Source organism: Streptomyces cellostaticus (assembly GCF_001513965.1).
Lineage (GTDB): Bacteria > Actinomycetota > Actinomycetes > Streptomycetales > Streptomycetaceae > Streptomyces > Streptomyces cellostaticus.
On sequence record NZ_KQ948038.1, the window covers coordinates 118840 to 142662 of the forward strand.

Sequence of the window (23823 nt, forward strand, 5' to 3'; positions counted from 1 at the left end):
GCTGGACGTGCCGCGGCGTGCCGGCGGTTGTCTGCGGCACCGTCGTGGCCGGTTGCGCAGTTCCCCGCGCCCCTTCAGGGCGCTGCCGAGCCGCAGCGGACTTCAGCCGCCCTGCTTGGTGCCGCCGGACAGCGGCATCATGGGATAGCTGCCCGTGCTGGTGGGGGCGTGTTCCGGGAGCCAGAGGACGGCCACCGCGCCCTCCGCCGGGATGTGCTCGGGGGCGCCGATCGGGCGTACGTTGCGGAAGGTCAGGCGGGCGCCCAGCACCCGGGCCTGGCCGGCCGCGATGGTCAGGCCCAGGCCGTGGCCCGTACCGGCGCGGTCCTTGCTGCCGGTGCGGAAGCGGCTCGGGCCCTCGGCGAGCAGTTCCTCGGGGAAACCGGGGCCGTGGTCGCGCACGCGGATGACCCGGCCCTCGACACTGACCTCGATCGGCGGTCTGCCGTGCCGGGCGGCGTTGGCCAGCAGGTTGAACAGCACCCGCTCCAGGCGGCGCGGGTCGGTGGTGACCTCCGACTCGTGCACCACCTGTACGACGATGGCCGGGTCCTTGGCGGCCACGCGCCGGGCCACGAACTCGCCCAGCATGATGTCCTGCAGCTCGGCCCGCTCGGAGGCGCCGTCGAGGCGGGCCACCTCCAGGACGTCCTCGACCAGGGTGCGCATCGCCTTCGCGCGGTCCAGGACCAGCTCGGTCGGCCGGCCGGGCGGCAGCAGTTCGGCCGCGGTCAGCAGGCCCGTCACCGGGGTGCGCAGCTCGTGCGCGATGTCGGCGGTGACCCGCCGCTCCGCCTCCAGCCGCTGCCGCAGTGCGTCGGCCATGGCGTCCACGGCGCGCGCGAGATCGTCGGTCTCGTCCCGTACGACCCCGCCGATGGCCTCCCGCACCCGCACGTCCGTCTCGCCGTTGGCGAGCTGGCCCGCCGCGGCCGCCGCCTTGCGCAGCCGCCGCGACAGCTGCCCGCCGATGAGCACGCCGAGCGCGCTGCCGCCGAGCACGACCGCGATGGAGCCGATGACCAGCGCCTGGTCGAGGTCCTTCATCACGTCCGTGGAGCGGTCCGGGAAGTGGCTGTGCAGGGACAGCACATGCCCGTCCTTGGCGGGTACGGCCGCCCAGATCTCCGGCGACCCTCCGCCGCGGTCCGAGACGTCGCTGACCCGGCGGCCCTCCTCGACCTTCTCGCGCAGGGCGGGCGGCAGCCCGGGGTCGTCGATCCTGATGTTGGGGAAGTTCAGCCGCCCGTACCGCTCGTAGTTGCCCTGGGCGACCTGCACCCGCTCGTTGGCCAGGTCGCGCGCGTTGTCCAGCATCGAGACCCAGGCGGCGTTGTGCACGACCAGGCTGAGCACGATGGCCACAAGCCCGGCGACCAGGGCGATCGCCGCGCTGAGTTTCCATCTGAGCCCGGTCTTGAGGCCCACGCGCTCCAAGCCTCCCACCGGGTGCCGAATGATCCCCCGCATGGCCGCCCCGCTCAGGCCTTCAACTTGTAGCCGAAGCCGCGGACCGTCTCGATCCGGTCCTGGCCGATCTTCTGCCGCAACCGCTGCACATGGACGTCGACGACCCGGGTGTCCCCGCCCCAGCCGTAGTCCCACACCCGCTCAAGGAGCTTGTCGCGCGAAAGCACCGTCCCCGGCGCGCTGGAGAACTCCAGCAGCAGCCGCATCTCGGTCGGGGTGAGCGCCACCGGCTGCCCGGCCCGGCGCACCTCCATGCCCTCGGTGTCGATCTCCAGGTCACCGAAGCTCAGCGGGCCGCCGTCCACCTCCGCGGGGGACTCCCCGGTCTGCGCGGCCCCGCCGGCGTGCCCGAAGCGGCGCAGCACCGCGCGGATCCGGGCGACCAGGACGGCACCGTCGAACGGCTTGGTCACATAGTCGTCGGCGCCCGCCTCCAGGCCGAGGACGACGTCGATGGAGTCGGCGCGCGCCGAGAGCATGATCACCGGCACGGTCGACTCGTCCCGGATACGGCGGCACAGGCTGACGCCGTCCAGGCCCGGGACCATGACGTCCAGCAGGGCGATGTCCGGGCGGTTCGCCCGGAACGCCTCCAGGCCGGAAAGCCCGTCGGGCATGGCGGTGACCGCGAAGCCGTCCCGCTCCAGGGCGAGCTGCGTGGCCTCGCGGATGACGTCGTCGTCCTCGACGAACAGGACGTGGGTCTGGTCTGCCATCCCGTTGCTCTCAGTTCTCAGTCAGATGGTCGGTCAGTTGTCCGGCACGGGCATGGCGTCCCCGCCGCTGCCGTAGTCGTTGTGGACGGGGCGCCCTTGCTGGACGAACCGTCCTGCCTTCCAGACGTAGGTGATCACGTCCTCGCTGGAGGGGCTCGAGATCGGGTCGTCCTTCTTGTACACCTGTTTGGTCACGCTCAGGGTGCGCTGCTCGATGTCCGCGACGACCGGGGACTCCTCGTTCTTGAAGACATTCTTGAACGTGCCGCCCTCGTCCCGGTACACATACGTGGCGAGGCCGATCTTGTCGGCGCACGTGAGGACGTTGATGAGCACATCGTCCACGGAGCCGCCGGTCAGGTCGCCGTAGGAGACGTCGACCGCATAGTCGTCGCCCTCGCACGGCTTCAGGTCGCGCTTGACGGCCGCCGAGACCGCGGGGTCGTCCTTGAGCAGGGCCACGGCGTCCACGCTCCGGTAGGCCTCGGAGGGGCTGGACGTCGGCGAGACGACGGCGCCCGCCACCGCGGACGCGTGCGCCGGGCCCTCGTCCCGGGCCCCCGTGCCGCCGCTGCCGCACGCGGCGAGGAAAAGGGCGAGGGCGGCGATCGAGGCCGCAGCCGCGATCACCGCCAGTGAACTCCCTCGGGCCTGGCTGGGCCCGGCCTCGGTCAGGCCGCGCAACGCTCCCGCTCCTCACGCTCCAGCGCGCGTGCGTCCAGATCGCGGGCCTCCAGCTCCTCGCGGAGCCGGGCGAGCGCCCGGTGCAGCGTGCTCTTGACCGTACCGGCCGACATGCCGAGGGCGGCGGCCGTCTCCTCCGTGGACATCTGCTCCCAGTGTCGCAGCACCACGACGCTGCGCTGCTTCGGAGCGAGAACCTTCATGATGTCCATGAGGAGTGCCCGGTCGGCGTGCTGCTCGGTGGAGTCGTCCACGGACGCGTCCGGCAGCTGCTCGGTCGGGACCTCCTCCAGTTTGCGGGCCCGCCACCACTCGGTACGAGTGTTGATCATCACCCGGCGCAGGTAGGCGTCCGCGAGCCGCTTGTCCGCGATGCCCTCCCAGCGGCCGTACGTCCGTACCAGTGCGGTCTGCAGCAGGTCCTGGGCGTCGACCGGGTCCGGGACCAGTCGGCGGGCGCTGCGCAGCAGCGCGTCCTGCCGGGTGCGGACGTACTCCTCGAATTCGAGCACCTCGCCCTGCGCCATGATCAACCGCCTCCATCCCCGTGTACTCCGGCTTGTTGCCTGAAGTCCTGCTGTCCCACTGGCCCGCGGTCTGCCGGGCACGAGGAAAAAGCTACGGAGCGGTTGTCACGGGGCTGTGCGCAGGAGCCCGCGGCTAGCAATCGGCTGTCCGTCGGTTGTGTAACAGACACAGGAACGGGGTAGAGGGGTCCACCCTTATGTCCAGTTATGAGGTGCTTTATCGGGTTCGGTGGGCCGTAACGAAGGCCCGCGCGCTGTGACTTGGCTGTGTGTCAGGTCAGCGGCAGCCGGTACAGCCCGCCCGGCAGCGGCTCCACCAGGCCGTCCGTCACCAGCCCGTCGAGTGCGCGGGCGCGCTGCACCGGCTCGTGCCACACCCGGTCCAACGCCGCCTGCGGCACCGGCGTATGCGCCTCCCGCAGCACGGCGAGCAGCTTGCCGCGCACCTGGCGGTCCGTGCCCGCATACGTCTGCCCGCGGCGCGGCGGTCCCTCGTGCTCCGGCTTGCCCGCGAGCCGCCAGGCGCACTGCGGGGCGATCGGGCAGCGCTGACAGCCCTCGTTCTTCGCCGTGCACACCAGTGCGCCCAGCTCCATGGACGCGGCGGCCCAGCGGGCGGCGGTCCGCTCGTCCTCGGGCAGCAGCTCACGGGCCAGGTGTCGCTCGGCGGCCGTGGTGGCGTTCGGCGGGTACTGCATCCCTGACACCGCCCGCGCGAAGACCCGGCGGACGTTCGTGTCCAGCACCGCGTGCCGCTGCCCGTACGCGAAGGACGCCACCGCGGCCGCGGTGTACTCGCCGATGCCGGGCAGCGCCAGCAGCTGTGCGTGATCCGTCGGTACGTCCCCGCCGTGCCGCTCCGTTATGGCGAGGGCGGCGCCGTGCAGGCGCAGGGCGCGGCGCGGGTAGCCGAGCCGGCCCCAGGCGCGCACCGCCTCGCCCGGGGGTTCCCCGGCGAGGTCGGCGGGGCGCGGCCAGCGGGCCAGCCACTGCTCGTAGACGGGCAGGACCCGGCTCACCGGGGTCTGCTGGAGCATGAACTCGCTGACCATCACGCCCCACGGACCCGCCTCCGGGCGGCGCCAGGGGAGGTCGCGGGCGTGGGTGTCGAACCAGGCGATCACGGGAGCGTGGAGCTTCTCAGTCATGGCCTTCCGATCCTGCCACGGCTCGGCCGGGCATGGTCGGTGGCGGGGCGGACACGCAGCGTGATGATGGGTGAAAGGTGGTGTTTCTGACGGTAGTTGCCGGGATGATGATCCGGAAAAGTTGACGCTCGGGCGGCGGGTGACGCAAGCAAGCGCGGCGATCTCTCGTACAGTTTGCGCCGTGGGATCTCTGCGCAATCCGGTCGGGCCGCTTCCCTCCTCCATCTACTGGCGACGGAGGGCCGTCATGCTGTCGGTGGCCGCCCTGCTGGCGCTGCTGATCGCCTGGATCGTCACGTCCGGCGACGGGGGAGGCAAGAAGGACGCCGGCGGGTCCAACGGCAAGAATCCCGTCTCCACGATCACGCCGGGTCCGTCCTCCACGGGGCCCGCCATCAGTCAACACCCGGGCGGGCGCGACGAGTCGAGCGGCGGGGACTCCGGCGGGAGCGGTTCCGGATCGGACGGCGGCTCGGGCTCGGACGGTACGGGGGGCTCCGGCTCGTCGGGATCCGGTGGCGGCTCGGGTTCGGCTTCCGGCGGTGGCGCCGTCGGTACGGGCGACACGCTGCCGGCGTCCTCTTCGCTGCCCAACTGCACCGCATCGGCCGTCTCGTTGAGTCTGCGCAGCCGGCACAACTCCTACTCGCCGGACCAGACGCCGACCTTCGAACTCACCGCGAAAAACACGGCGTCCGGTGACTGCAAGGTCGATCTCGGGCCGAAGAGTGCGGTGTTGACGATCACGCCGGCGGACGCCGGTGACGCCTACTGGTCCTCGGCCGACTGCCCGAAGGGTTCGGCGAGTCTGGTGTTCCGGGTGCCTGCGGGGCAGAGCATCACCTACACCGTGCAGTGGGACCGCAAGCCGAGTGCCGCCCAGTGCGCGACGCCTCCGGCGGGGTCGGCGAAGACGGGGACGTACTTGCTGGAGGCGAAGGCCCCTGGCTTCGCCAAGGCCCAGGCTTCGTTCGTGCTGTCGGCCGACTAGGTCATGCCGGTGGGCGGTGCCGCGAGTACCTGAGGGGCGCGGGGAGCTGCGCGACCAGCCCCCCCGCCGACCCGCAGCCGACGACGTAACGGGCAGCCTCCGGACCGGACGAAACGGGCAGCCCCCGGATCAGACGTACCGCTCGAGGATCGACGACTCGGCCAGCCGGGACAGGCCCTCGCGCACGCTGCGGGCACGCGCTTCGCCGACTCCGTCCACGGCCTGGAGGTCGTCGACGCTCGCAGCGAGCAGCTTCTGCAGGCCGCCGAAGTGTTCCACCAGGCGGTCGATGATGGCGCCGGGGAGCCGGGGGACCTTGGCCAGGAGGCGGAAGCCCCGCGGGGACACCGCGGAGTCGAGGGTCTCGGGCGAGCCCGTGTAGCCCAGCGCTCGCGCCACCGTCCCCAGTTCGAGAAGTTCCGCGTGGGTGAGGGCGTCCAGCTCGGACAGTGCCTCCTCGACGGTGCGGGAGCGCTTCGCCGTGGGCTCGGGCACGTAGTCCCGGACGACCAGCTCACGGTCCGGCTCGACGCCCGCGATCAACTCCTCCAGCTGGAGGGCCAGAAGGCGACCGTCCGTGCCCAGTTCGACCACGTATTCAGCGATTTCGGTGGCAATGCGGCGGACCATCTCCAGACGCTGTGCGACCGCCGACACATCCCGGACCGTCACCAGGTCCTCGATCTCCAGCGCCGACAGCGTGCCCGCGACCTCGTCCAGGCGGAGCTTGTACCGCTCCAGGGTCGCCAGCGCCTGGTTCGCGCGGGACAGGATCGCCGCCGAGTCCTCCAGGACACGGCGCTGCCCGTCGACGTACAGGGCGACCAGCCGCATCGACTGGGAGACCGACACCACCGGGAAGCCGACCTGCTTCGAGACCCGGTCCGCCGTGCGGTGACGTGTACCCGTCTCCTCCGTCGGGATCGTCGGGTCCGGCACCAGCTGCACACCGGCCCGCAGGATCTTCGACAGGTCCGACGACACCACGATGCCGCCGTCCAGCTTGCACAGCTCCCGCAGCCGCGTCGCCGTGAACTCCACGTCCAGGACGAACCCGCCGGTGCACATCGCCTCGACGGTCTTGTCGGAGCCGAGCACGATGAGCCCGCCGGTGTTGCCGCGCAGGACCCGCTCCAGGCCGTCACGCAGGGCCGTACCCGGAGCCACGGCGCTCAGCGAGGCGCGCATCAGGCCATCGGTACCGGCACTCCCACCGGACTTTCCGGGAGCTGCTGCCCGGTCGTTGGCTGCCACTGCACTCCTCCGGTCGCAGGTTCTGGGGCGCCGCCGTCGTGCGCACTCGGTTCGTACGGACGGGCGAGACCTGGGCAAAGTCTACCGGCGGTCCTCCGCCTCCCGCGGGGCCTCCCGGCGACGGGAGCGCGGCAGCACCCTCAGCGCTTCCCCGATGTCGGCGACTTCCAGGACCTTCATGCCGGACGGGATCTTGCCCGGATCACCCGGCACGAGCGCGTGCGTGAAGCCCAGCCGGTGCGCCTCGGCGAGCCTGCGCTGCACGCCCGTGACCCGTCTGACCTCGCCCGCCAGACCCACCTCACCGATCGCGACCAGGTTCTTCGGCAGTGGGATGTCACCGGCGGCCGAGGCGAGCGCGAGCGCGACGGCGAGGTCGGCGGCCGGCTCGGAGAGCTTCACGCCGCCGACGGTCGCGGAGTAGATGTCCCGCTTGCCGAGCGCGCTGATCCGGCCGCGCTGCTCCAGCACCGCGAGCATCATCGACACCCGGGAGGTCTCCAGACCCGAGGTGGTCCGGCGCGGGGAGGGGATCTGGGAGTCGACGGTCAGCGCCTGCACCTCGGCCACCAGCGGGCGGCGGCCCTCCAGGGTGACGGTCAGACAGGTGCCGGGGACCGGTTCGTCACGACGGGTAAGGAAAAGTCCGCTGGGGTCCGTAAGGCCCGTGATGCCCTCGTCGTGCAGTTCGAAGCAGCCGACCTCGTCCGTGGCGCCGTAGCGGTTCTTCACGCCCCGCACCAGGCGCAGGCGCGCGTGCCGGTCGCCCTCGAAGTGCAGCACCACGTCCACCAGGTGCTCCAGCAGCCGGGGACCGGCGATCGCGCCGTCCTTGGTGACGTGGCCCACCAGCAGCGTGGACATCCCGCGCTCCTTGGAGGCGCGGATCAGGGCGCCGGCCACCTCGCGCACCTGGGCCATGCCGCCGGGGGCGCCGTCGATCTCCGGGGAGGCCACCGTCTGCACCGAGTCGAGGATCAGCAGGGAGGGCTTCACCTCGTCCAAGTGGCCGAGGACGGCCGCCAGATCGGTCTCGGCGGCCAGATACAGGTTGTCGTCGAGGGCGTGGATGCGGTCGGCGCGCAGCCGGACCTGGCTCGCGGACTCCTCGCCGGTCACATACAGGGTGCGGTGCTCCGCGCTCGCCGACTTCGCGGCCACGTCCAGCAGCAGGGTGGACTTGCCGACGCCCGGCTCGCCCGCGAGCAGGACGACCGCGCCGGGGACGAGACCGCCGCCGAGCACCCGGTCCAGCTCGGGCACGCCGGTCGTGCGGGCGGTGGCCTGCCTGCCGTCGACCTGGCCGATGGGCAGCGCGGAGCTGGTCACCCGGCCCGGCGCCGTCGTACGGACCGCGGGTGCGCCGTACTCCTCGACCGTGCCCCAGGCCTGGCACTCGGGGCAGCGGCCGAGCCACTTGGCCGTCTGCCAGCCGCACTCGGTGCAGCGGTAGGACGGGCGGTCCTTGGTGGTCTTCGTACGGGCAGCCATGCGGAAACCGTAGCCCGCGGCACTGACAGAGCCCGCCCGGGTCGCAGGTGGGTGATCCGGTACCGGCCACGGCCCATCGGGTTCGAGCCGCGGAATGAGGGGTTCCTGTCCCCTTATGAGGGATCGTTTCACCCGTATGGATTAAAAGTGCTCAAGGTACGAGAAGGGGTACTCCGGCGCCGCCTACGGTCGCACGGGTGATGAGCCGCAGTCCGGAGACGACGACCCGCACCACCGGCGCGCATCGTGCGCACCGCGAAGCGCGCGACCGAGCCGCCGCACGCACCCTCGCCCAGCGTCCGCCTGCGCGCTATGAGCCGTACCTGGACGGTCTGTTCACCTACTGCCTGTCCGTGCTGTGCGACCACGACGCGGCCACCGCCGCCCTCGGGGACGTCCTCGCGCTGGCGGAGCGGCGCGGGCAGCGCGTCCCGGAGGCCGCCGCCGACCGCAGGGCGTGGCTGTACGCGCTGGCCCGCTGGGCGTGTCTGCGGGGGCTCGCCGAGGCCAAGCAGAAACGTCAGACCAGCCACGCAGCGGGCCGTCCCGCAGCCGGAAAACAGGTACCCGATCCGCCCGTCGCGCCCGAGGTCCAGGAGCAGCGGCGCCGCGAACTCGCCCTGCTCGCCTGGCCGGAAGCGGCCGGCACCACCCCCGAGCAGCGCGAGGCCCTCGAACTCGCCGTGCGCCACCACCTCGCCGCCCACGAGGTCGCCGCCGTCCTCGGCATGGAGCCCGCCACCGCCCGCGAGCTGCTGGCCTCCGCCGCCTGCGAGGTCGAGCGCACCCGCGCCGCACTCGCCGTGGTCGAGACCGGCGGCTGCCCGAGCGTGGCCCACCTCACCGGAGACAGCCAGCTGGTCCTCAGCACGGCCCTGCGCCGCGAGCTGGTCCGGCACGTCGACGACTGCCCGCGCTGCCGCCGTACCGCCGAGCGCGCGGTGCCCGGCCGCTGGCCCGGCGCCACGGTCACCCCGGCCGAGCTGCCCGTCCTGGAGGCGCCCCGCGTGGCCCTGCACGTCGCCCTCGCGCACCACCCGCGCGCGCGGGGCGCGGCCGTCCCGCGTTTCGACCGGCGCGGTTTCCCGATGGACCCCAAGGACCACGCGGCCCGCCGCGACCGCCTCCGCGCGCGTGCTGTCACCACGACGGTCGTCGCCACCGTGGTCGCCGCCCCCGTGCTCGCCCTGTGGGCCGCCTACCGGGGCGCGCCCGCCGTCGGCGAGGACGGCCGCGCGTCCACCGCACGCGAGGCACAGGGCCCCGACGCGCTCGGCAGCAACGCCGCGGGCGGCTACGAGAACGCGGGCAACGCCAGCGTGAAGCCCCGCAGCAGCCCGGGCAAGGAGGGCACCTCGGACGTCTCCGTGGAGGTCGTCAGCGTCTCCGGAGGAGACAAGAAGGGCGCCGGACGGCTCGCGGTCAGCGCCGGCAACGACGGCGACACCACACTGATCACCCTCAGCGCCTCCGGTTCCGCCCCGGTCCGCTGGTCCGCGTCCACCTCGGCGGCCTGGCTCTACCTCAGCCGCTCGTCGGGAACCCTCGCCCCCGGCCAGACGTTGACGATCAAGGTGTACGTCGACCATCTGCGCGAGCCGTCCGGCCACTGGCGCGCGCAGCTGGCGGTCTCACCGGCCGGCGCGGTGGTCACCATCGACGGCTACGGCACCGCCCCCAGCGGTCCCGCGACCCCGCCCCCGACCCCGAGCGCCGATCCGACGACGCCCCCTTCCTCGCCCCCCACGCCCCCGCCCTCCAGCCAGCCCCCGTCCCCGACCGACCCGAGCTCCAGCCCCAGCCCCACGGCCCCGACCCCGTCCGACCCGTCGCCGAGTTCGTCCCCGCCGCCCAGTGACGACGGCACGCCGAGCCCGTCGGGCAGCTAGCGTGCCGCGGCAGAGACCCTCAGCTGCCCTGCTCCGGGTCCGCCGGGTGTGGTGCCACCAGGGGCAGCTGCGATGCCAGTCGCTGCTCGCACAGCTCGACCAGGCGGTCGTAGCCGGCCTTGCCCATCAGTTCGGTCAGCTCGGCGCGGTAGGAGACGTACACCGGCTCGCCCGCGCCGTGCGCCGAGGTCGCCGACGTGCACCACCAGTGCAGGTCATGGCCGCCCGGACCCCAGCCCCGGCGGTCGTACTCGCCGATCGACACCTGGAGCACGCGCGTGTCGTCCGGCCGGTCGATCCAGTCGTACGTCCGCCGGATCGGCAGCTGCCAGCACACGTCCGGCTTGGTCTCCAGCGGCTCCCGGCCCTCCTTCAGGGCGAGGATGTGCAGCGAGCAGCCCGCGCCGCCCGCGAACCCGGCGCGGTTCTGGAAGATGCACGAGCCCTGGAAGGGCCGGGTCTGCCGGGATCCCTCCTCGTCCTCGGAGATCCAGCCGTCCCGCGTGCCCTCGTCGTAGTGCTGCCAGATCTCCGGCGTGAGCCTCGCCACATGCTGGGCGACCCGCTTCTCGTCGTCCTCCTCGGAGAAGTGGGCGCCCAGCGTGCAGCACCCGTCGTCCGCGCGGCCCGCCTGGATGCCCTGGCAGCCGCTGCCGAAGATGCAGTTCCAGCGAGAGGTCAGCCATGTCAGATCGCAGCGGAAGATCTGCTCGTCGTCCGCCGGATCAGGGAACTCCACCCATGCGCGCGCGAAATCGAGCCCCTTCTCGTCGCTCGCCTTCGGGGCCTTCCTGGGTGTCTTGCCGGACTTGGAAGACTTGGCTCCCTTGTCGTCCTTCGCCTTTTTCGTCTTTGGCACGCGTCCAGGGTAAGTGGCCCAGGGGCGCTGCGGGGACCGAGCACAGTGGATCTGGCAGTAGCGTTCCGTACATGAGACTCGGTGTCCTGGACGTGGGATCGAACACGGTGCATCTGCTGGTGGTGGACGCTCACCCCGGCGCGCGCCCGCTGCCCGCGCATTCTCACAAGGCCGAACTGCGCCTCGCCCAGCTCCTCGACGACAGCGGTGCCATCGGCGACCACGGCATCGACCAGCTGATCGGAGTCGTACGGGACGCCCTCCAGGCTGCCGAGGACAAGGGCGTCGAGGACCTGCTGCCGTTCGCGACCTCCGCCGTGCGCGAGGCCAGCAACGCCGACGACGTCCTCGCGCGCGTGGAGGACGAGACCGGCGTACGACTCCAGGTCCTCACCGGCGCGGAGGAGGCCCGGCTCACCTTCCTCGCCGTCCGCCGCTGGTACGGCTGGTCCGCCGGAAGACTGCTGGTCCTGGACATCGGCGGCGGCTCCCTGGAGATCGCCTACGGCATCGACGAGGAGCCGGACGCGGCCGCCTCGCTGCCGCTCGGCGCCGGCCGCCTCACCGCGGGCTGGCTGCCCGGCGACCCGCCCGACCCCGAGGACATCCGCGCCCTGCGCCGCCACGTCCGCGCACAGATCGCCCGGACCGTCGGCGAATTCAGCCGCTTCGGCGCCCCCGACCACGTGGTCGCCACCTCCAAGACGTTCAAGCAGCTGGCCCGCATCGCCGGCGCCGCCCGCAGCGCCGAGGGCCTCTACGTCCAGCGCGAACTCAAGCGGGAGTCCCTGGAGGCCTGGGTGCCGCGCCTGTCCGGCATGACCGCGGACCAGCGCGCCGAACTCCCCGGCGTCTCGGAGGGCCGGGCCGCCCAGATACTGGCCGGCGCCCTGGTGGCCGAGGGCGCGATGGACCTGTTCGGAGTGGAAAGCCTGGAGGTCTGTCCCTGGGCCCTGAGGGAGGGCGTGATCCTACGGCGCCTCGATCACATGGGAAGCGCATAGCTGCCCAGGGACGCGGGGCCGTATCGGGATGCGGCTCCGCCGCGTGGGCGCGAGCAACCACAACGCCCCGCACCCGCAAATGGCGATCGTCACAACGGCGAATAGGCACCCAGCCCCCCCACCACCCGACCCCGTAAGGTGACGGACGTGGCTGAACCAACGGACGTGCGCATCGCGCTGTCGACCGCCTCCGTGTACCCGGAGTCGACGGCGACGGCCTTCGAGATCGCCGCGCGCCTCGGCTACGACGGCGTCGAGGTCATGGTGTGGACGGACCCGGTCAGCCAGGACATCGAGGCCCTGCGCCGCCTGTCCGACTACCACGGCATCCCGATCCTGGCCGTCCACGCCCCCTGTCTGCTGATCACCCAGCGGGTCTGGTCCACCGACCCCTGGGTCAAGCTCCAGCGGGCCCGGGCGGCCGCCGAGAAGCTGGGCGCCGACACCGTCGTCGTCCACCCGCCCTTCCGCTGGCAGCGGCAGTACGCCCGCGACTTCGTCGCCGGGATCTGGCGGATGGCGAACGAGACGGATGTGCGCTTCGCCGTCGAGAACATGTACCCCTGGCGCTACCGCGACCGCGAGATGCTGGCCTACGCCCCCGACTGGGACGTCACCAAGGACGACTACCGGCACTTCACGATCGACCTCAGCCACACGGCCACGGCCCGCACCGGCGCCCTGGACATGATCGACCGCATGGGCGACCGCCTCGGCCACGTCCACCTCGCCGACGGACGCGGCTCGGCCAAGGACGAGCACCTGGTCCCGGGACGCGGCACCCAGCCCTGCGCCGAGCTGCTGGAACGCCTCGCGCTCACCGGCTTCGACGGCCACGTCGTGATCGAGGTCAACACCCGGCGGGCGATGTCCAGCGCCGAACGCGAGGCCGACCTCGCCGAGGCCCTGGCCTTCACCCGCGAGCACCTGGCCTCCGCGGTGAAGGTGCCCCGGCGATGACCGGGGCCACCGCGCGCCGAAGGGGACGGCCGCCGCGCGCAGAGTCCGCCGACACCCGCGACCGGATCCTGACCGCGGCCCGCGAGGAGTTCTCCGAACGCGGGTACGAGAAGACGTCCGTACGCGGGATCGCCAAGTCGGCCGGTGTCGACTCGGCGCTGGTCCACCACTACTTCGGCACCAAGGAGCAGATCTTCGAGGCGGCCATCGAGGTCGCCTTCGCGCCCGCGCTCGACGCACCGAACGCGGTGGCCGACGGCCCGCTGGACGGGGTCGGGGAGCGGCTGACCCGCTTCGTCTTCGGCGTCTGGGAGAACCCCACGACCCGTGCGCCCCTCCTCGCGATCCTGCGGTCCGCCGTGAACAACGAGACCGCCGCCGCCGTCTTCCGCCGCCTCGTCGCGTCCCAGCTGCTGCGCCGTATCGCCGCCCAGGTGGACCTGCCGGACGCGGAGCTGCGGGCCGAGCTGGCCGCCGCGCAGATCGTGGGCACGGCGATGATGCGCTACGTGATCAAGCTGGAGCCGCTGGCCTCGGCGGACCTGGAGCAGATCATCACGCGGGTGGCGCCGGTGGTGCAGCGCCATCTGACGGCGCCGTGAAACACCTGTCCCGCATTCCGGACAACCTTGTCCAGCCCTTGGAGCGGCGGCGTACGCTCGTAGGGAGTCAGAACTCTCTGGCAGTAGGTCTTCGAAGGAGCGAGCGACGATGCCCGAGCTGAGGTCCCGCACAGTCACCCACGGCCGCAACATGGCGGGCGCCCGCGCCCTTATGCGCGCCTCCGGTGTACCCGGTGCGGACATCGGCCGGAAGCCGGTCATCGCGGTCGCCAACTCCTTCACGGAGTTCGTGCCGGGCCACACCCACCTGCAGCCGGTCGGCCGGATCGTCAGCGAGGCGATCAAGGAGGCCGGCGGCATCCCGCGCGAGTTCAACACGATCGCCGTGGACGACGGCATCGCGATGGGCCACGGCGGCATGCTGTACTCCCTGCCCTCCCGCGACCTGATCGCGGACAGCGTGGAGTACATGGTCGAGGCCCACTGCGCCGACGCCCTGGTCTGCATCTCCAACTGCGACAAGATCACCCCGGGCATGCTGATGGCGGCCCTGCGCCTGAACATCCCGACGGTCTTCGTCTCCGGCGGCCCGATGGAGTCCGGCCGGGCCACGCTGGTCGACGGCACGGTCCGCACCCTCGACCTGGTCGACGCGATCTCCGACGCCGTCAACGACAAGATCTCGGACGAGGACATCCTCCGTATCGAGGAGAACGCCTGTCCGACCTGCGGCAGCTGTTCCGGCATGTTCACCGCCAACTCGATGAACTGCCTGACCGAGGCCATCGGCCTCTCCCTGCCCGGCAACGGCTCGGTCCTCGCCACCCACACGGCCCGCCGGGCGCTCTACGAGAACGCCGCCCGCACGGTCATGGACCTGACCCGCCGCTACTACGAGCAGGACGACGACACGGTCCTCCCGCTCAACATCGCCACCTTCCAGGCCTTCGAGAACGCCATGGCCCTGGACATCGCGATGGGCGGCTCCACGAACACGATCCTGCACCTGCTGGCCGCAGCCCAGGAGGCGGGCGTCCCCTTCGGCCTGGAACAGATCGACGCGGTCTCGCGCCGCGTCCCCTGCCTCGCCAAGGTCGCGCCCAACGTCGCGAAGAACCGCACGTACTACATGGAGGACGTGCACCGCGCCGGCGGCATCCCCGCCCTCCTCGGCGAGCTGCACCGCGCGGGCCTGCTGAACGAGGACGTGCACGCGGTGCACAGCCCGTCCCTGGCCGACTGGCTGAAGACGTGGGACGTGCGCGGCGGCTCCCCGTCCCCCGAGGCCGTGGAACTGTGGCACGCGGCCCCCGGCTGCGTCCGCTCCGCCGAGGCCTTCTCCCAGTCCGAGCGCTGGGAGTCCCTGGACGACGACGCCGAGAGCGGCTGCATCCGCTCGGCCGAGCACGCGTACTCCAAGGACGGCGGCCTCGCGGTTCTCAGGGGCAACCTGGCCGTGGACGGCTGCGTGGTCAAGACGGCCGGTGTCGACGAGTCCATCTGGACCTTCGAGGGCCCGGCCGTGGTCTGCGAGTCCCAGGAGGAGGCCGTCCAGCGGATCCTCACCCAGGAGGTCAAGGACGGCGACGTCGTCGTCATCCGCTACGAGGGCCCCAAGGGCGGCCCCGGCATGCAGGAGATGCTCTACCCGACCTCGTACCTGAAGGGCCGCGGCCTCGGCAAGAGCTGCGCCCTGATCACCGACGGCCGCTTCTCCGGCGGCACGTCCGGCCTCTCCATCGGCCACGCGTCCCCCGAGGCGGCCTCCGGCGGCACGATCGCCCTGGTCCAGGACGGCGACCGCATCCGCATCGACATCCCGAACCGCACGATCGAGCTGCTGGTGGACGAGGCGGAACTGTCCCGCCGCGAGCAGGCCCTGGACGGCGCCTACGCCCCCAAGAACCGCGACCGCAAGGTCTCGGCCGCCCTCCGCGCGTACGCGGCGATGGCGACCAGCGCGGACAGGGGCGCGGTGCGGGACGTGAACAAGCTGGGCTGACCCATCGGCTCACGACAGGGGCCGCCCCCCTCGGTGGGGCGGCCCCTTCGCGTGTCACGGGGCCCTTTCGTGGGTCACCAGGCCGACGGGTCGCGTCCGTCCACGGCGAAGACGCTGCCGTCGGGGGCGGTGGCGTAGACATGGCCGCCGACGATCACGGGTTCCGTCGGCGCTCCCATGACCTGGGACGAGTTCGCCCCCATCCGGGCACGGGTCTGCCCGACGAGCGTACCCAGCCGGGCGTCGGCGGCGAGCAGCCGTCCGTCACCCGCGCTGAAGTACACGTGCGCGCCGTCCGTGACGGGCGTCGAACCCCGGCTCACGGACGTCTCCAGACGCCACAGCTGCTTCTTCGCGTCCATGTCGACGGCGACCAGGGAGCCACCGGTGCCCAGCAGATGGACGAGGTGCCCGCGCACGCTCGCCTGGGCGTCGTCCAGCGCGACGGGCAGCTTCATCCGGCCCGTCTCCTTCGAGGCGGGCGTATAACGGACGACCTCCTTGGTGTTGCCGTAGACGCTGTCGACGGAGAGGAAGAACACCGAGCCGCTCTGGACACCGAACGGCTTCAGCGCCCCGGTCAGCCGGGCGTCCCAGCGCACCCGCCCCGTGCGCGGATCCACCGCGGTCACCCGGGTGCTCGAACCGTCGACGGAGGTACGGGCCGTATAGGCCGACGAGTCCCCGGAGAACGACAGAAAGGCCGGCGCGCCCTGCCCGGGGAACCCGCGCTGCCACTTCGTGTCCCCGGTCGCCGCGTCCACGCCGCTGACCGTCCCGTCGGGACGCGTGAGCAGAGCCATGCCGCCCGCGTAGTGGATCGTCGTGTCCCGGGGCAGACGCCGCTGCCAGACCTCCTTGCCGGAGGCGGGGTCGAGGGCCGCCAGACGCGATCCGCCGCTCGTGCAAGGCTGCACGAGGCCGGCGGACAGCACCGGCGGTTCGCTCGTGGTCTGCGTCGCGACGGGGTGCTGCCACAGCAGGCTGCCATCGGCGGGCGACAGGGCGAACACCACGCCGGGCCGGGCGCACAGCAACTTCCCCGCGCCGTAGGAGCACTGCGGCATACCCTTGCCCGCCCCGACCGGACCGGCGGCCCAGGAGCCGAACGCGGCCGACACGGTCCGCGGACGCCCGTCCTCGGACGGGTGCGGGGTGCCGTCGAACAGCCGCACCGAGACCAGGGCGCCGACCACGGCCAGGCCGAGCGCCGCGGCGCCCACCACGGCCGCCACCCGCTTCCCCCGGCGCTTCCCGGGCCGCTCGGCGGTCTGCCGGGGACCGGCCTTCGAACCCGGGTCGTCGTCCTCCTCACTCGTCCGCTGCGCCGGTATGAACGCCTGCGTGTCGTACGAGGCGGCCACCGACCGCAGCTCCTGCATCAACTCATCGGGAGTCGGCCGCTCTTCCGGCTCCTTGGCGAGGCAGCGCAGCACCAACGGAGCCAGGCTCTCCGGCACCCCGGCCAGATCCGGCTCGTCGTGCACCACCTGATACGCCACGACATACGGGCTGTCCGAGTCGAACGGCCCCCGCCCGGTCGCCGCATGCACCAGCACCGAACCGAGCGCGAAGATGTCCGCCGCCGGCCCGACCTCCCGCGGCCGCCGGAACTGCTCGGGTGCCATGAACGGGGGAGTGCCGATCAACTTCCCGGTCTCGGTCCGCAGTTCACTGTCCTTCGGCCGCGAGATGCCGAAGTCGATCACTTTCGGTCCGTCCTCGGCGAGCAGTACGTTGCTCGGCTTGAGATCCCGGTGGACGACCCCCACCCGATGGATGTCGCGCAGTGCCTCCGCGAGCCCGGCCATCAGCCGCCGCAACTGGGCGGCCGGCATCGGCCCGTTCCGCTTCACATGATCGGAAAGGGTCGGACCGGGGATGAACAGCGTGGCCATCCAGGGCCGCTCGGCATCCGGATCGGCATCCACGACCGGCGCGGTGAAGGCACCGCTCACCCTCCGAGCGGCGGCCACCTCCTGCCGGAACCGGCCCCTGAACTCGGGATCCCTGGCGAACTCGGCGTGTACGACCTTGACCGCGAGCTTCAGCCCGGACGTGCTGCGGGCGAGGTGTACGACCCCCATGCCACCGGAGCCCAGACACGACTCCAGGTGGTAGTGGCCGGCGTACTCAGGAAGTTCCGCTTCCGCGCCCGCTCCGGTGTTGCGCTGTGGCGTCATGGACCACCCCCGTGCTGTTCGTCCGCGCGCGCGACGCACGGAGCCTAGTCGATGACTCGTACGAGACCGAGGCGGCTTGCTAGCGTCTGTCTGCGAGTTGCGTACAGGTGTTTCGTCACTCGATTCAGGGCAATCAACGGGACCCCATGACAGTCATGGGAACAACGGGGGGAGGCACTCGATGTCTGTCGAGCGCGTCGAAGAGGCCGGCAACACGGATGCGGCAGCGGTCACGACGGAGTCCCTGCGCTATTACTCGGTCGCCCCGGGCGTCCGCCTGAACGTCCGCAGCGGCCCCGGCACCGGCTACAACCTCGTCCGCGTCCTGCCCGAGGGAGCCAAGGTCCACGTCTACTGCCAGTCTCCGGGCACCACCGTCACGGGCCCGTACGGCACGACGAACGTCTGGGACAACATCAGCAACGGAGAGTACGTCTCCGACGCCTTCGTCCAGACGGGCAGCGACGGCTACATCGCCCCGCGCTGCGGCTGACCCGCCCGGGAGCCCGCCCCACCTGGCAGCCATAATCGTCCCGTGAGCGACGAAACCGGCACCCCGGACACCCCGGCGGGCTCCGCACGCGGCGCGGCCCAGGGCGGCGGCCCCCGCCCGGAACCCCTGCGCTTCTTCGGCACGTCCTGGGTGAACCACAGCAACGGGTACCCGGCCCGCCGCGCCGCAGTGGCCGTCGGCTCGCTCACCGCGGCCACCGTCTCCTGCCTGATCCTGCGTTTCGCCTACGAGGGCATCCAGATCGCCGACACGGGTGCCTTCGTGACCGTGCTGATCGTCGCCGTGTTCGCGATCTGCAGCGCGCTCGCCTTCCGCAACACCTGGGAGGGCTTCGGCAAGCGCCATGACCCGGCACGACAGGCCTCCCTGCGCGGCCTGCTGGCCATCGGCTTCGTCGGCTCCCTGCTCGCCTACTTCTTCCGCTCCCTCACCGAGGCCCCGGGCGAGAAGCTGCACCGTGAGGAGTACGAGAAGGCCCGCGAGGAGTACGACCGCCGCTCCACCCGCCGCACCGGCAACCCCTCGAAGAAGAAGCGGCGCCGGTGAGCGACGAACGCCCGTGAGCCATAAGGCTGTGCGCCTGGCCGGAAAGCGCTGACTCGCCCGTATACCCGTTGTCCCCGCGCGCCCCACTCCGCGCACCATGACGGCATGACCGCGACCCCAGCCTCTCCCCAGCCGTCCGCGCCGTCGCCCGCCCTGCGCGCCCACTCCTTCAACGCCGCAGCCGCGCAGTACGCCGCGAACCGCCCCTCCTATCCGCCCGCTCTCTTCGACACGGTCGAGGAACTGGCCGGCCGGCCGCTGTCCGGAGCCCGGGTCGTGGACGTCGGTGCCGGAACCGGCATCGCGACCGCTCTGCTGCACGCACGCGGCGCCGACGTCCTCGCCGTCGAACCCGGTGCGGGCATGGCCACCGAGTTCCGGCGCGGTCTGCCGCACATCCCGATCGTGCGGGGCGACGGCAACGCCCTCCCCGTGGCCGACGCCCACGCCGACTTCCTCACCTACGCCCAGGCCTGGCACTGGACCGACACCGCCCGCTCGGTGCCGGAGGCGCTGCGCGTCCTGCGGCCGGGCGGCGCGCTGGCGCTGTGGTGGAACACCGAGGCCCTCGGCGTCGAGTGGATCACCGAGGCAGCCGCCCGCATCGGCCGGTTCACCGGTGTGGACATGGCCGAGAAGCGCAAGGCCGCGGACAACACGGACCTGGCCGACCCCAGCGGCCGCCTCCGTTTCACCCGCCGCGAGGTCCGCTGGAGCCGCCGCGTCCCCGTCGACACCCACCTCGCCAACCTCGGCAGCCACTCCTTCTTCCTCGTCACCGCCGAGGAGCGCAGGACCGCCTTCCTGGAGGAGGAGCGCAGCCACCTGCTGAAGGTCTTCCCGGACGGCATCGTCGAGGAGACGTACGACGTGCTTCTGCTCGTCGCGACCAAGCCCTGACCCGACATCTCCCAGCAGCGGCGGCGGCCCGGTTCCTTCCCGGGCCGCCGCTTTCGTGTACGGCACACCGGCCTCCTCCCCTTGACGGCATCAACGGCCAGGCAGATTATTCATCGCATGATGAATTATGCGCCCGATCCCCTCCACCCCACGGCACCGGACGCCGTCCACGCCGAGGACCTCACCGTCGTACGAGGCCCCCGCACCGTCCTGCACCACCTCGGCTTCACCGTCCCCCGCGGCCAGATCACCGGCCTGCTCGGCCCCTCCGGATGCGGCAAGTCCACTCTCATGCGCTCCATCGTCGGCACCCAGGCCAAGGTCACCGGCACCCTCGACGTCCTCGGCCTCCCGGCCGGCCACCCCGCCCTGCGCAGCCGCATCGGCTACGTCACCCAGGCCCCCTCCGTCTACGACGACCTGACCGTCCGCCAGAACCTCGACTACTTCGCCGCGATCCTGAACCCCGGCCGCGCCACCGCCGAACGCCGCCACGACACCGAACGCGTCCTCGCCGACGTCGACCTCACCAGCCACGCCGACGCCCTCGCCGGCAACCTCTCCGGCGGCCAGCGCAGCCGCGTCTCCCTCGCCGTCGCCCTCCTCGGCACTCCCGAACTCCTCGTCCTCGACGAGCCGACGGTCGGCCTCGACCCCGTCCTGCGCCGTGACCTGTGGAACCTCTTCCACGCCCTCGCCGCCGACCGGGGCGCCACCCTCCTCGTCTCCTCCCACGTCATGGACGAAGCCGAGCGCTGCCACCGCCTGCTCCTCATGCGCGACGGCCGGATCCTCGCCGACGACACCCCCGATGCCCTGCGCACCCGGACCGGCACCGACACCGTCGAGGCCGCGTTCCTGCACCTCGTGGACGAAGCGGTCGCCGCCGACCGCACCAAGGAGACGACCCGATGAGCACGACGACACCCACTGCCCCGGCCGCACCCACCAGCGCCCTGAACGCCGCCCGCACCACCGCCACCGCGGCCCGCGTCCTGCGCCAGCTCCGCCACGACCCGAGGACCATCGCGCTGATGATCCTGATCCCCTGCCTGATGCTGATCCTGCTGCGCTACGTCTTCGACGCCAGCCCGGGCACCTTCGACAACATCGGCGCCTCCCTGCTCGGCATCTTCCCGCTGATCACGATGTTCCTGGTCACCTCCATCGCCACCCTGCGCGAACGCACCTCGGGCACCCTCGAACGCCTCCTCGCCATGCCCCTCGGCAAGGCCGACCTCATCGCCGGCTACGCCCTCGCCTTCGGCGCCCTCGCCGTAGTCCAGTCCGCCCTCGCCACCGGCCTCGCGGTCTGGCTCCTCGGCCTCGACGTCACCGGCTCCCCCTGGCTGCTCCTCCTCGTCGCCCTCCTCGACGCCCTGCTCGGCACGGCCCTCGGCCTCTTCGTCTCAGCCTTCGCGGCCTCGGAATTCCAGGCGGTCCAGTTCATGCCCGCGGTGATCTTCCCCCAGCTCCTCCTGTGCGGCCTGTTCACCCCTCGCTCCGACATGCACCCCGTCCTCACGGCCGTCTCCGACGTCCTGCCGATGTCGTACGCCGTCGACGGCATGAACCAGGTCCTCCACCACACCGACATGACGGCGACCTTCGTCCGCGACGTCCTGATCGTGGCGGGCTGCGCGGTACTGGTCCTGGCGCTGGGAGCAGCGACGCTGAGGCGACGCACGGCATGAGCGCCGAGGCGTTTGCTTCCCGTCCCACCGAGTCCGCCCACCGGACAAACAACCCGCACCCCTAATCCCCGGTGCCAAACTGAACCGCATGAGCCAGAAAGTCGCAGTCCTCGGCACCGGCAAGATCGGCGAAGCCCTGCTCAGCGGAATGATCCGGGCCGGCTGGGCCCCCGCCGACCTCCTGGTCACCGCCCGCCGACCCGAGCGGGCCGAAGAACTCCGCACCCGCTACGGAGTCGCCACGGTCAGCAACACCGAGGCCGCCAAGACCGCCGACACCCTGATCCTCACCGTCAAGCCGCAGGACATGGGCGCCCTCCTGGACGAACTCGCCCCGCACGTCCCCGCCGACCGCCTGGTCATCAGCGGAGCCGCCGGCATCCCCACCTCCTTCTTCGAGGAGCGCCTCGCCACGGGCACCCCGGTCGTCCGCGTCATGACCAACACCCCCGCCCTCGTCGACGAGGCCATGTCCGTCATCTCCGCGGGCAGCCACGCCACCGCCGAACACGTCGCCCACGCCGAGGAGATCTTCGGCGCCGTCGGCAAGACCCTCCGCGTCCCCGAAAGCCAGCAGGACGCCTGCACCGCCCTGTCCGGCTCCGGCCCGGCGTACTTCTTCTATCTGGTCGAGGCCATGACCGACGCCGGCATCCTGCTCGGACTGCCCCGCGACAAGGCCCACGACCTCATCGTCCAGTCCGCCATCGGCGCCGCCGTGATGCTCCGCGACAGCGGCGAGCACCCCGTCAAGCTCCGCGAGAACGTCACCTCCCCGGCCGGCACGACGATCAACGCCATCCGCGAACTGGAGAACCACGGAGTCCGCGCGGCCCTCATCGCCGCACTGGAGGCCGCCCGCGACCGCAGCCGCGAACTCGCCTCCGGCAAGAAGGACTGAAACCCACGGCACCCTGGGGCGGCGGGTCACCCCGCCGCCCCACAGCGCGGCTAGCGACCCGCGCTCAGCGCAGGCTCCGCCACGGGCGGCAGCAGCCCGATCGCCCGATAAGCGGTATCGACGATCGGCCGAGCCATCGCCCGAGCCTTCTCCGCACCATCCCGCAGCACCCCCTCCACATACGTGGGATCCGCGCACAGCTCCCTGTGCCTGGCCTGCACGGGCCTGAGTACCTCCACCACCGCCTCCGCGGTGTCCTTCTTCAAAGCGCCGTACGAGTCGTAAACGCTCGCCAGTGACTCAGGGTTCCCGTCCGTGCACGCTGCGAGAATCTCCAGCAGATTGGCGAGCCCCGGCCGCGTCTCCCGGTCGTAGACGACCTCCTGCCCGCTGTCGGTGACCGCCCGCATCACCTTCTTCCGCACGACGTCCGGCTCGTCCAACAGGTAGACGACCCCCGCAGCCCCCGACTCGTCCGACTTCCCCATCTTCTTCGTCGGGTCCTGCAGGTTCATCACCCGCGCCGCCACCGCCGGAAGCGTCACCTTCGGCACGACGAACGTGTGCCCGTAACGCTGGTTGAACCGCACCGCCAGATCCCGCGTCAGCTCCACGTGCTGCGCCTGGTCGTGCCCGACCGGCACCTCGTCCGCCCCGTACGCCAGGATGTCCGCCGCCATCAGGACCGGGTAGGTCAGCAGCGACAGCCGTACGCTCCCGCCGCGCTCCCGCTCCCGCGCGGCCTTCTCCTTGTACTGGATCATCCGCCGCATCTCGCCGTCGGTCGCCACGCACTCCAGCAGGTACGACAGCCGGGTGTGCTCGTCGACATGGCTCTGCATGAACGCGGTGCACACCTCGGGATCGAGTCCCGTTGCCAGCAGCAGCGTGGCCGCCTGCCGGCTGAGCCTGCACACCCGCGCCGGATCGTGGTCCACGGTCAGCGCGTGCAGATCGACGATGCAGAACAGCGCGTCCGACCGGTGCTGGTCCACCTCGGCCCAGCGGCGCATAGCCCCCAGGTAGTTCCCGAGGGTCAGGTGCCCGGTCGGCTGGATCCCGCTGAAGACCCGTGTCATCTCTTCTCCACTCCTGGTTGGGACCGCCGTCCCCGTGCGGCCGACCCCCGGAGTCCTGGAGGGAGATACGAAAACGGCCGCCGAGGCGGCGGCCGTTGAAGTGCATACGTGAGCGCGGCCGCCGTCAGGCGGCCCACCACTGCTGGGTGCACGTATGCGTAGTCATGTGTCACAGAGTACGCCTGGGGAGTGGCCCCCGCAGGCGAGTTGACACGCCCCTCCCGGCTACGTAGTGTTCTCCGGGTTGTCCGACGTGAGCGCCGACTCCGGTCGGTCCCCGGACAGCCATTCCGCAAGTACCACCCACTCTTCGACGCTTCGGCGCCGACTGCTTTGGTGTGCGCATTTGCGAAATGAGGAATCCGCGTTCGAAAGGACGCAGCCCCCGATTAGCTCGGGAGCCAGGAATCCGCTAAAGTCTCACTCGTCGGAACGGCCCAACAGCCGC

Annotated in this window: 22 protein-coding genes; 12 read left to right on the forward strand and 10 right to left on the reverse strand. The window is 71.7% G+C overall.

All coding sequences use genetic code 11. The features are described from left to right. Positions 1–102: 102 nt before the first annotated feature. The 5 genes from cseC to AQI88_RS33250 form a co-directional block, all read right to left on the reverse strand. Positions 103–1470 carry a two-component system sensor histidine kinase CseC gene (gene cseC / locus AQI88_RS33230; RefSeq protein WP_067006345.1) on the reverse strand — a complete coding sequence of 456 codons (1368 nt, stop codon included), beginning with the start codon at positions 1468–1470 and terminating at the stop codon, positions 103–105. A gap of 11 nt (positions 1471–1481) precedes the next feature. After that, complete coding sequence (cseB, locus tag AQI88_RS33235) at positions 1482–2186, reverse strand: two-component system response regulator CseB (RefSeq protein ID WP_067006348.1); 705 nt, start codon at positions 2184–2186, stop codon at positions 1482–1484. Positions 2187–2219: 33 nt separating this feature from the next. Beyond that, positions 2220–2870: a hypothetical protein gene (locus AQI88_RS33240; protein WP_244184435.1), complete on the reverse strand. Its 651-nt coding sequence runs from the start codon at positions 2868–2870 to the stop codon at positions 2220–2222. After that, complete coding sequence (locus AQI88_RS33245; protein ID WP_067006350.1) at positions 2858–3397, reverse strand: SigE family RNA polymerase sigma factor; 540 nt, start codon at positions 3395–3397, stop codon at positions 2858–2860. The genes AQI88_RS33240 and AQI88_RS33245 overlap by 13 nt, the downstream gene beginning before the upstream one ends. A 272-nt stretch (positions 3398–3669) precedes the next feature. Continuing rightward, on the reverse strand, positions 3670–4545 hold the full coding sequence (locus tag AQI88_RS33250) for an HhH-GPD family protein (protein WP_067006353.1): 876 nt from the start codon (positions 4543–4545) through the stop codon (positions 3670–3672). A 181-nt stretch (positions 4546–4726) separates the two neighbouring features. On the opposite strand from AQI88_RS33250, the gene AQI88_RS33255 reads away from it, so the two are divergent. Beyond that, the gene (locus AQI88_RS33255) at positions 4727–5536 is read left to right on the forward strand and encodes a hypothetical protein (RefSeq protein WP_208615976.1); all 810 of its coding nucleotides are present in this window, start codon (positions 4727–4729) and stop codon (positions 5534–5536) included. A gap of 129 nt (positions 5537–5665) precedes the next feature. Here the strand turns inward: AQI88_RS33255 and disA are convergent, their stop codons facing one another. Together disA and radA are read right to left on the reverse strand one after the other, a co-directional pair. Beyond that, a complete protein-coding gene (gene disA / locus AQI88_RS33260) occupies positions 5666–6790 on the reverse strand; it encodes a DNA integrity scanning diadenylate cyclase DisA (RefSeq protein ID WP_067006356.1) in 1125 nt (374 codons plus the stop codon). A gap of 81 nt (positions 6791–6871) precedes the next feature. Beyond that, positions 6872–8281: a DNA repair protein RadA gene (gene radA / locus AQI88_RS33265; RefSeq protein WP_067006360.1), complete on the reverse strand. Its 1410-nt coding sequence runs from the start codon at positions 8279–8281 to the stop codon at positions 6872–6874. A gap of 197 nt (positions 8282–8478) precedes the next feature. On the opposite strand from radA, the gene AQI88_RS33270 reads away from it, so the two are divergent. Beyond that, on the forward strand, positions 8479–10170 hold the full coding sequence (locus AQI88_RS33270) for a BACON domain-containing protein (RefSeq protein ID WP_067006363.1): 1692 nt from the start codon (positions 8479–8481) through the stop codon (positions 10168–10170). Positions 10171–10189: 19 nt separating this feature from the next. On the opposite strand, the gene AQI88_RS33275 is transcribed toward AQI88_RS33270, so the two are convergent. Then, positions 10190–11029 (reverse strand): DUF3109 family protein, encoded by an 840-nt coding sequence (locus AQI88_RS33275; protein ID WP_067006366.1) that lies wholly within the window; start codon positions 11027–11029, stop codon positions 10190–10192. Between the two features lie 71 nt (positions 11030–11100). Here AQI88_RS33275 and AQI88_RS33280 point away from each other — a divergent pair, with 71 nt between their 5' ends. The 4 genes from AQI88_RS33280 to ilvD all read left to right on the forward strand — a co-directional run bounded on the left by AQI88_RS33280 (position 11101) and on the right by ilvD (position 15558). After that, positions 11101–12033 (forward strand): Ppx/GppA family phosphatase, encoded by a 933-nt coding sequence (locus AQI88_RS33280; RefSeq protein WP_067006369.1) that lies wholly within the window; start codon positions 11101–11103, stop codon positions 12031–12033. Positions 12034–12171: 138 nt separating this feature from the next. Further along, positions 12172–12993: a sugar phosphate isomerase/epimerase family protein gene (locus tag AQI88_RS33285; protein WP_398698133.1), complete on the forward strand. Its 822-nt coding sequence runs from the start codon at positions 12172–12174 to the stop codon at positions 12991–12993. Further along, positions 12990–13595 carry a TetR/AcrR family transcriptional regulator gene (locus AQI88_RS33290; protein ID WP_067006377.1) on the forward strand — a complete coding sequence of 202 codons (606 nt, stop codon included), beginning with the start codon at positions 12990–12992 and terminating at the stop codon, positions 13593–13595. Before AQI88_RS33285 ends, AQI88_RS33290 begins: the two co-directional genes overlap by 4 nt. A 109-nt stretch (positions 13596–13704) precedes the next feature. Further along, on the forward strand, positions 13705–15558 hold the full coding sequence (ilvD, locus tag AQI88_RS33295) for a dihydroxy-acid dehydratase (protein ID WP_067006380.1): 1854 nt from the start codon (positions 13705–13707) through the stop codon (positions 15556–15558). 74 nt (positions 15559–15632) lie between these two features. Here the strand turns inward: ilvD and AQI88_RS33300 are convergent, their stop codons facing one another. After that, positions 15633–17741 (reverse strand): serine/threonine-protein kinase, encoded by a 2109-nt coding sequence (locus AQI88_RS33300; protein ID WP_067006383.1) that lies wholly within the window; start codon positions 17739–17741, stop codon positions 15633–15635. Between the two features lie 181 nt (positions 17742–17922). Here AQI88_RS33300 and AQI88_RS33305 point away from each other — a divergent pair, with 181 nt between their 5' ends. The 6 genes from AQI88_RS33305 (at position 17923) to proC (ending at position 22296) form a co-directional block, all read left to right on the forward strand. Continuing rightward, on the forward strand, positions 17923–18234 hold the full coding sequence (locus tag AQI88_RS33305; protein WP_067006386.1) for an SH3 domain-containing protein: 312 nt from the start codon (positions 17923–17925) through the stop codon (positions 18232–18234). Between the two features lie 42 nt (positions 18235–18276). After that, positions 18277–18801, forward strand: a complete 525-nt coding sequence (locus tag AQI88_RS33310; protein ID WP_067006389.1) for a hypothetical protein — start codon at positions 18277–18279, stop codon at positions 18799–18801. A gap of 105 nt (positions 18802–18906) precedes the next feature. Next, a complete protein-coding gene (locus tag AQI88_RS33315; RefSeq protein ID WP_067006392.1) occupies positions 18907–19701 on the forward strand; it encodes a class I SAM-dependent methyltransferase in 795 nt (264 codons plus the stop codon). A gap of 117 nt (positions 19702–19818) precedes the next feature. Next, entirely contained in the window at positions 19819–20616 is a 798-nt protein-coding gene (locus tag AQI88_RS33320; RefSeq protein WP_067006395.1) for an ABC transporter ATP-binding protein, read from the forward strand. Beyond that, on the forward strand, positions 20613–21395 hold the full coding sequence (locus AQI88_RS33325) for an ABC transporter permease (protein ID WP_067006398.1): 783 nt from the start codon (positions 20613–20615) through the stop codon (positions 21393–21395). The genes AQI88_RS33320 and AQI88_RS33325 overlap by 4 nt, the downstream gene beginning before the upstream one ends. A gap of 88 nt (positions 21396–21483) precedes the next feature. Next, a complete protein-coding gene (gene proC, locus AQI88_RS33330; protein WP_067006401.1) occupies positions 21484–22296 on the forward strand; it encodes a pyrroline-5-carboxylate reductase in 813 nt (270 codons plus the stop codon). A 50-nt stretch (positions 22297–22346) separates the two neighbouring features. Here proC and trpS read toward each other — a convergent pair whose 3' ends face one another. Then, a complete protein-coding gene (gene trpS / locus AQI88_RS33335) occupies positions 22347–23375 on the reverse strand; it encodes a tryptophan--tRNA ligase (RefSeq protein ID WP_067006404.1) in 1029 nt (342 codons plus the stop codon). Positions 23376–23823 lie beyond the last annotated feature (448 nt).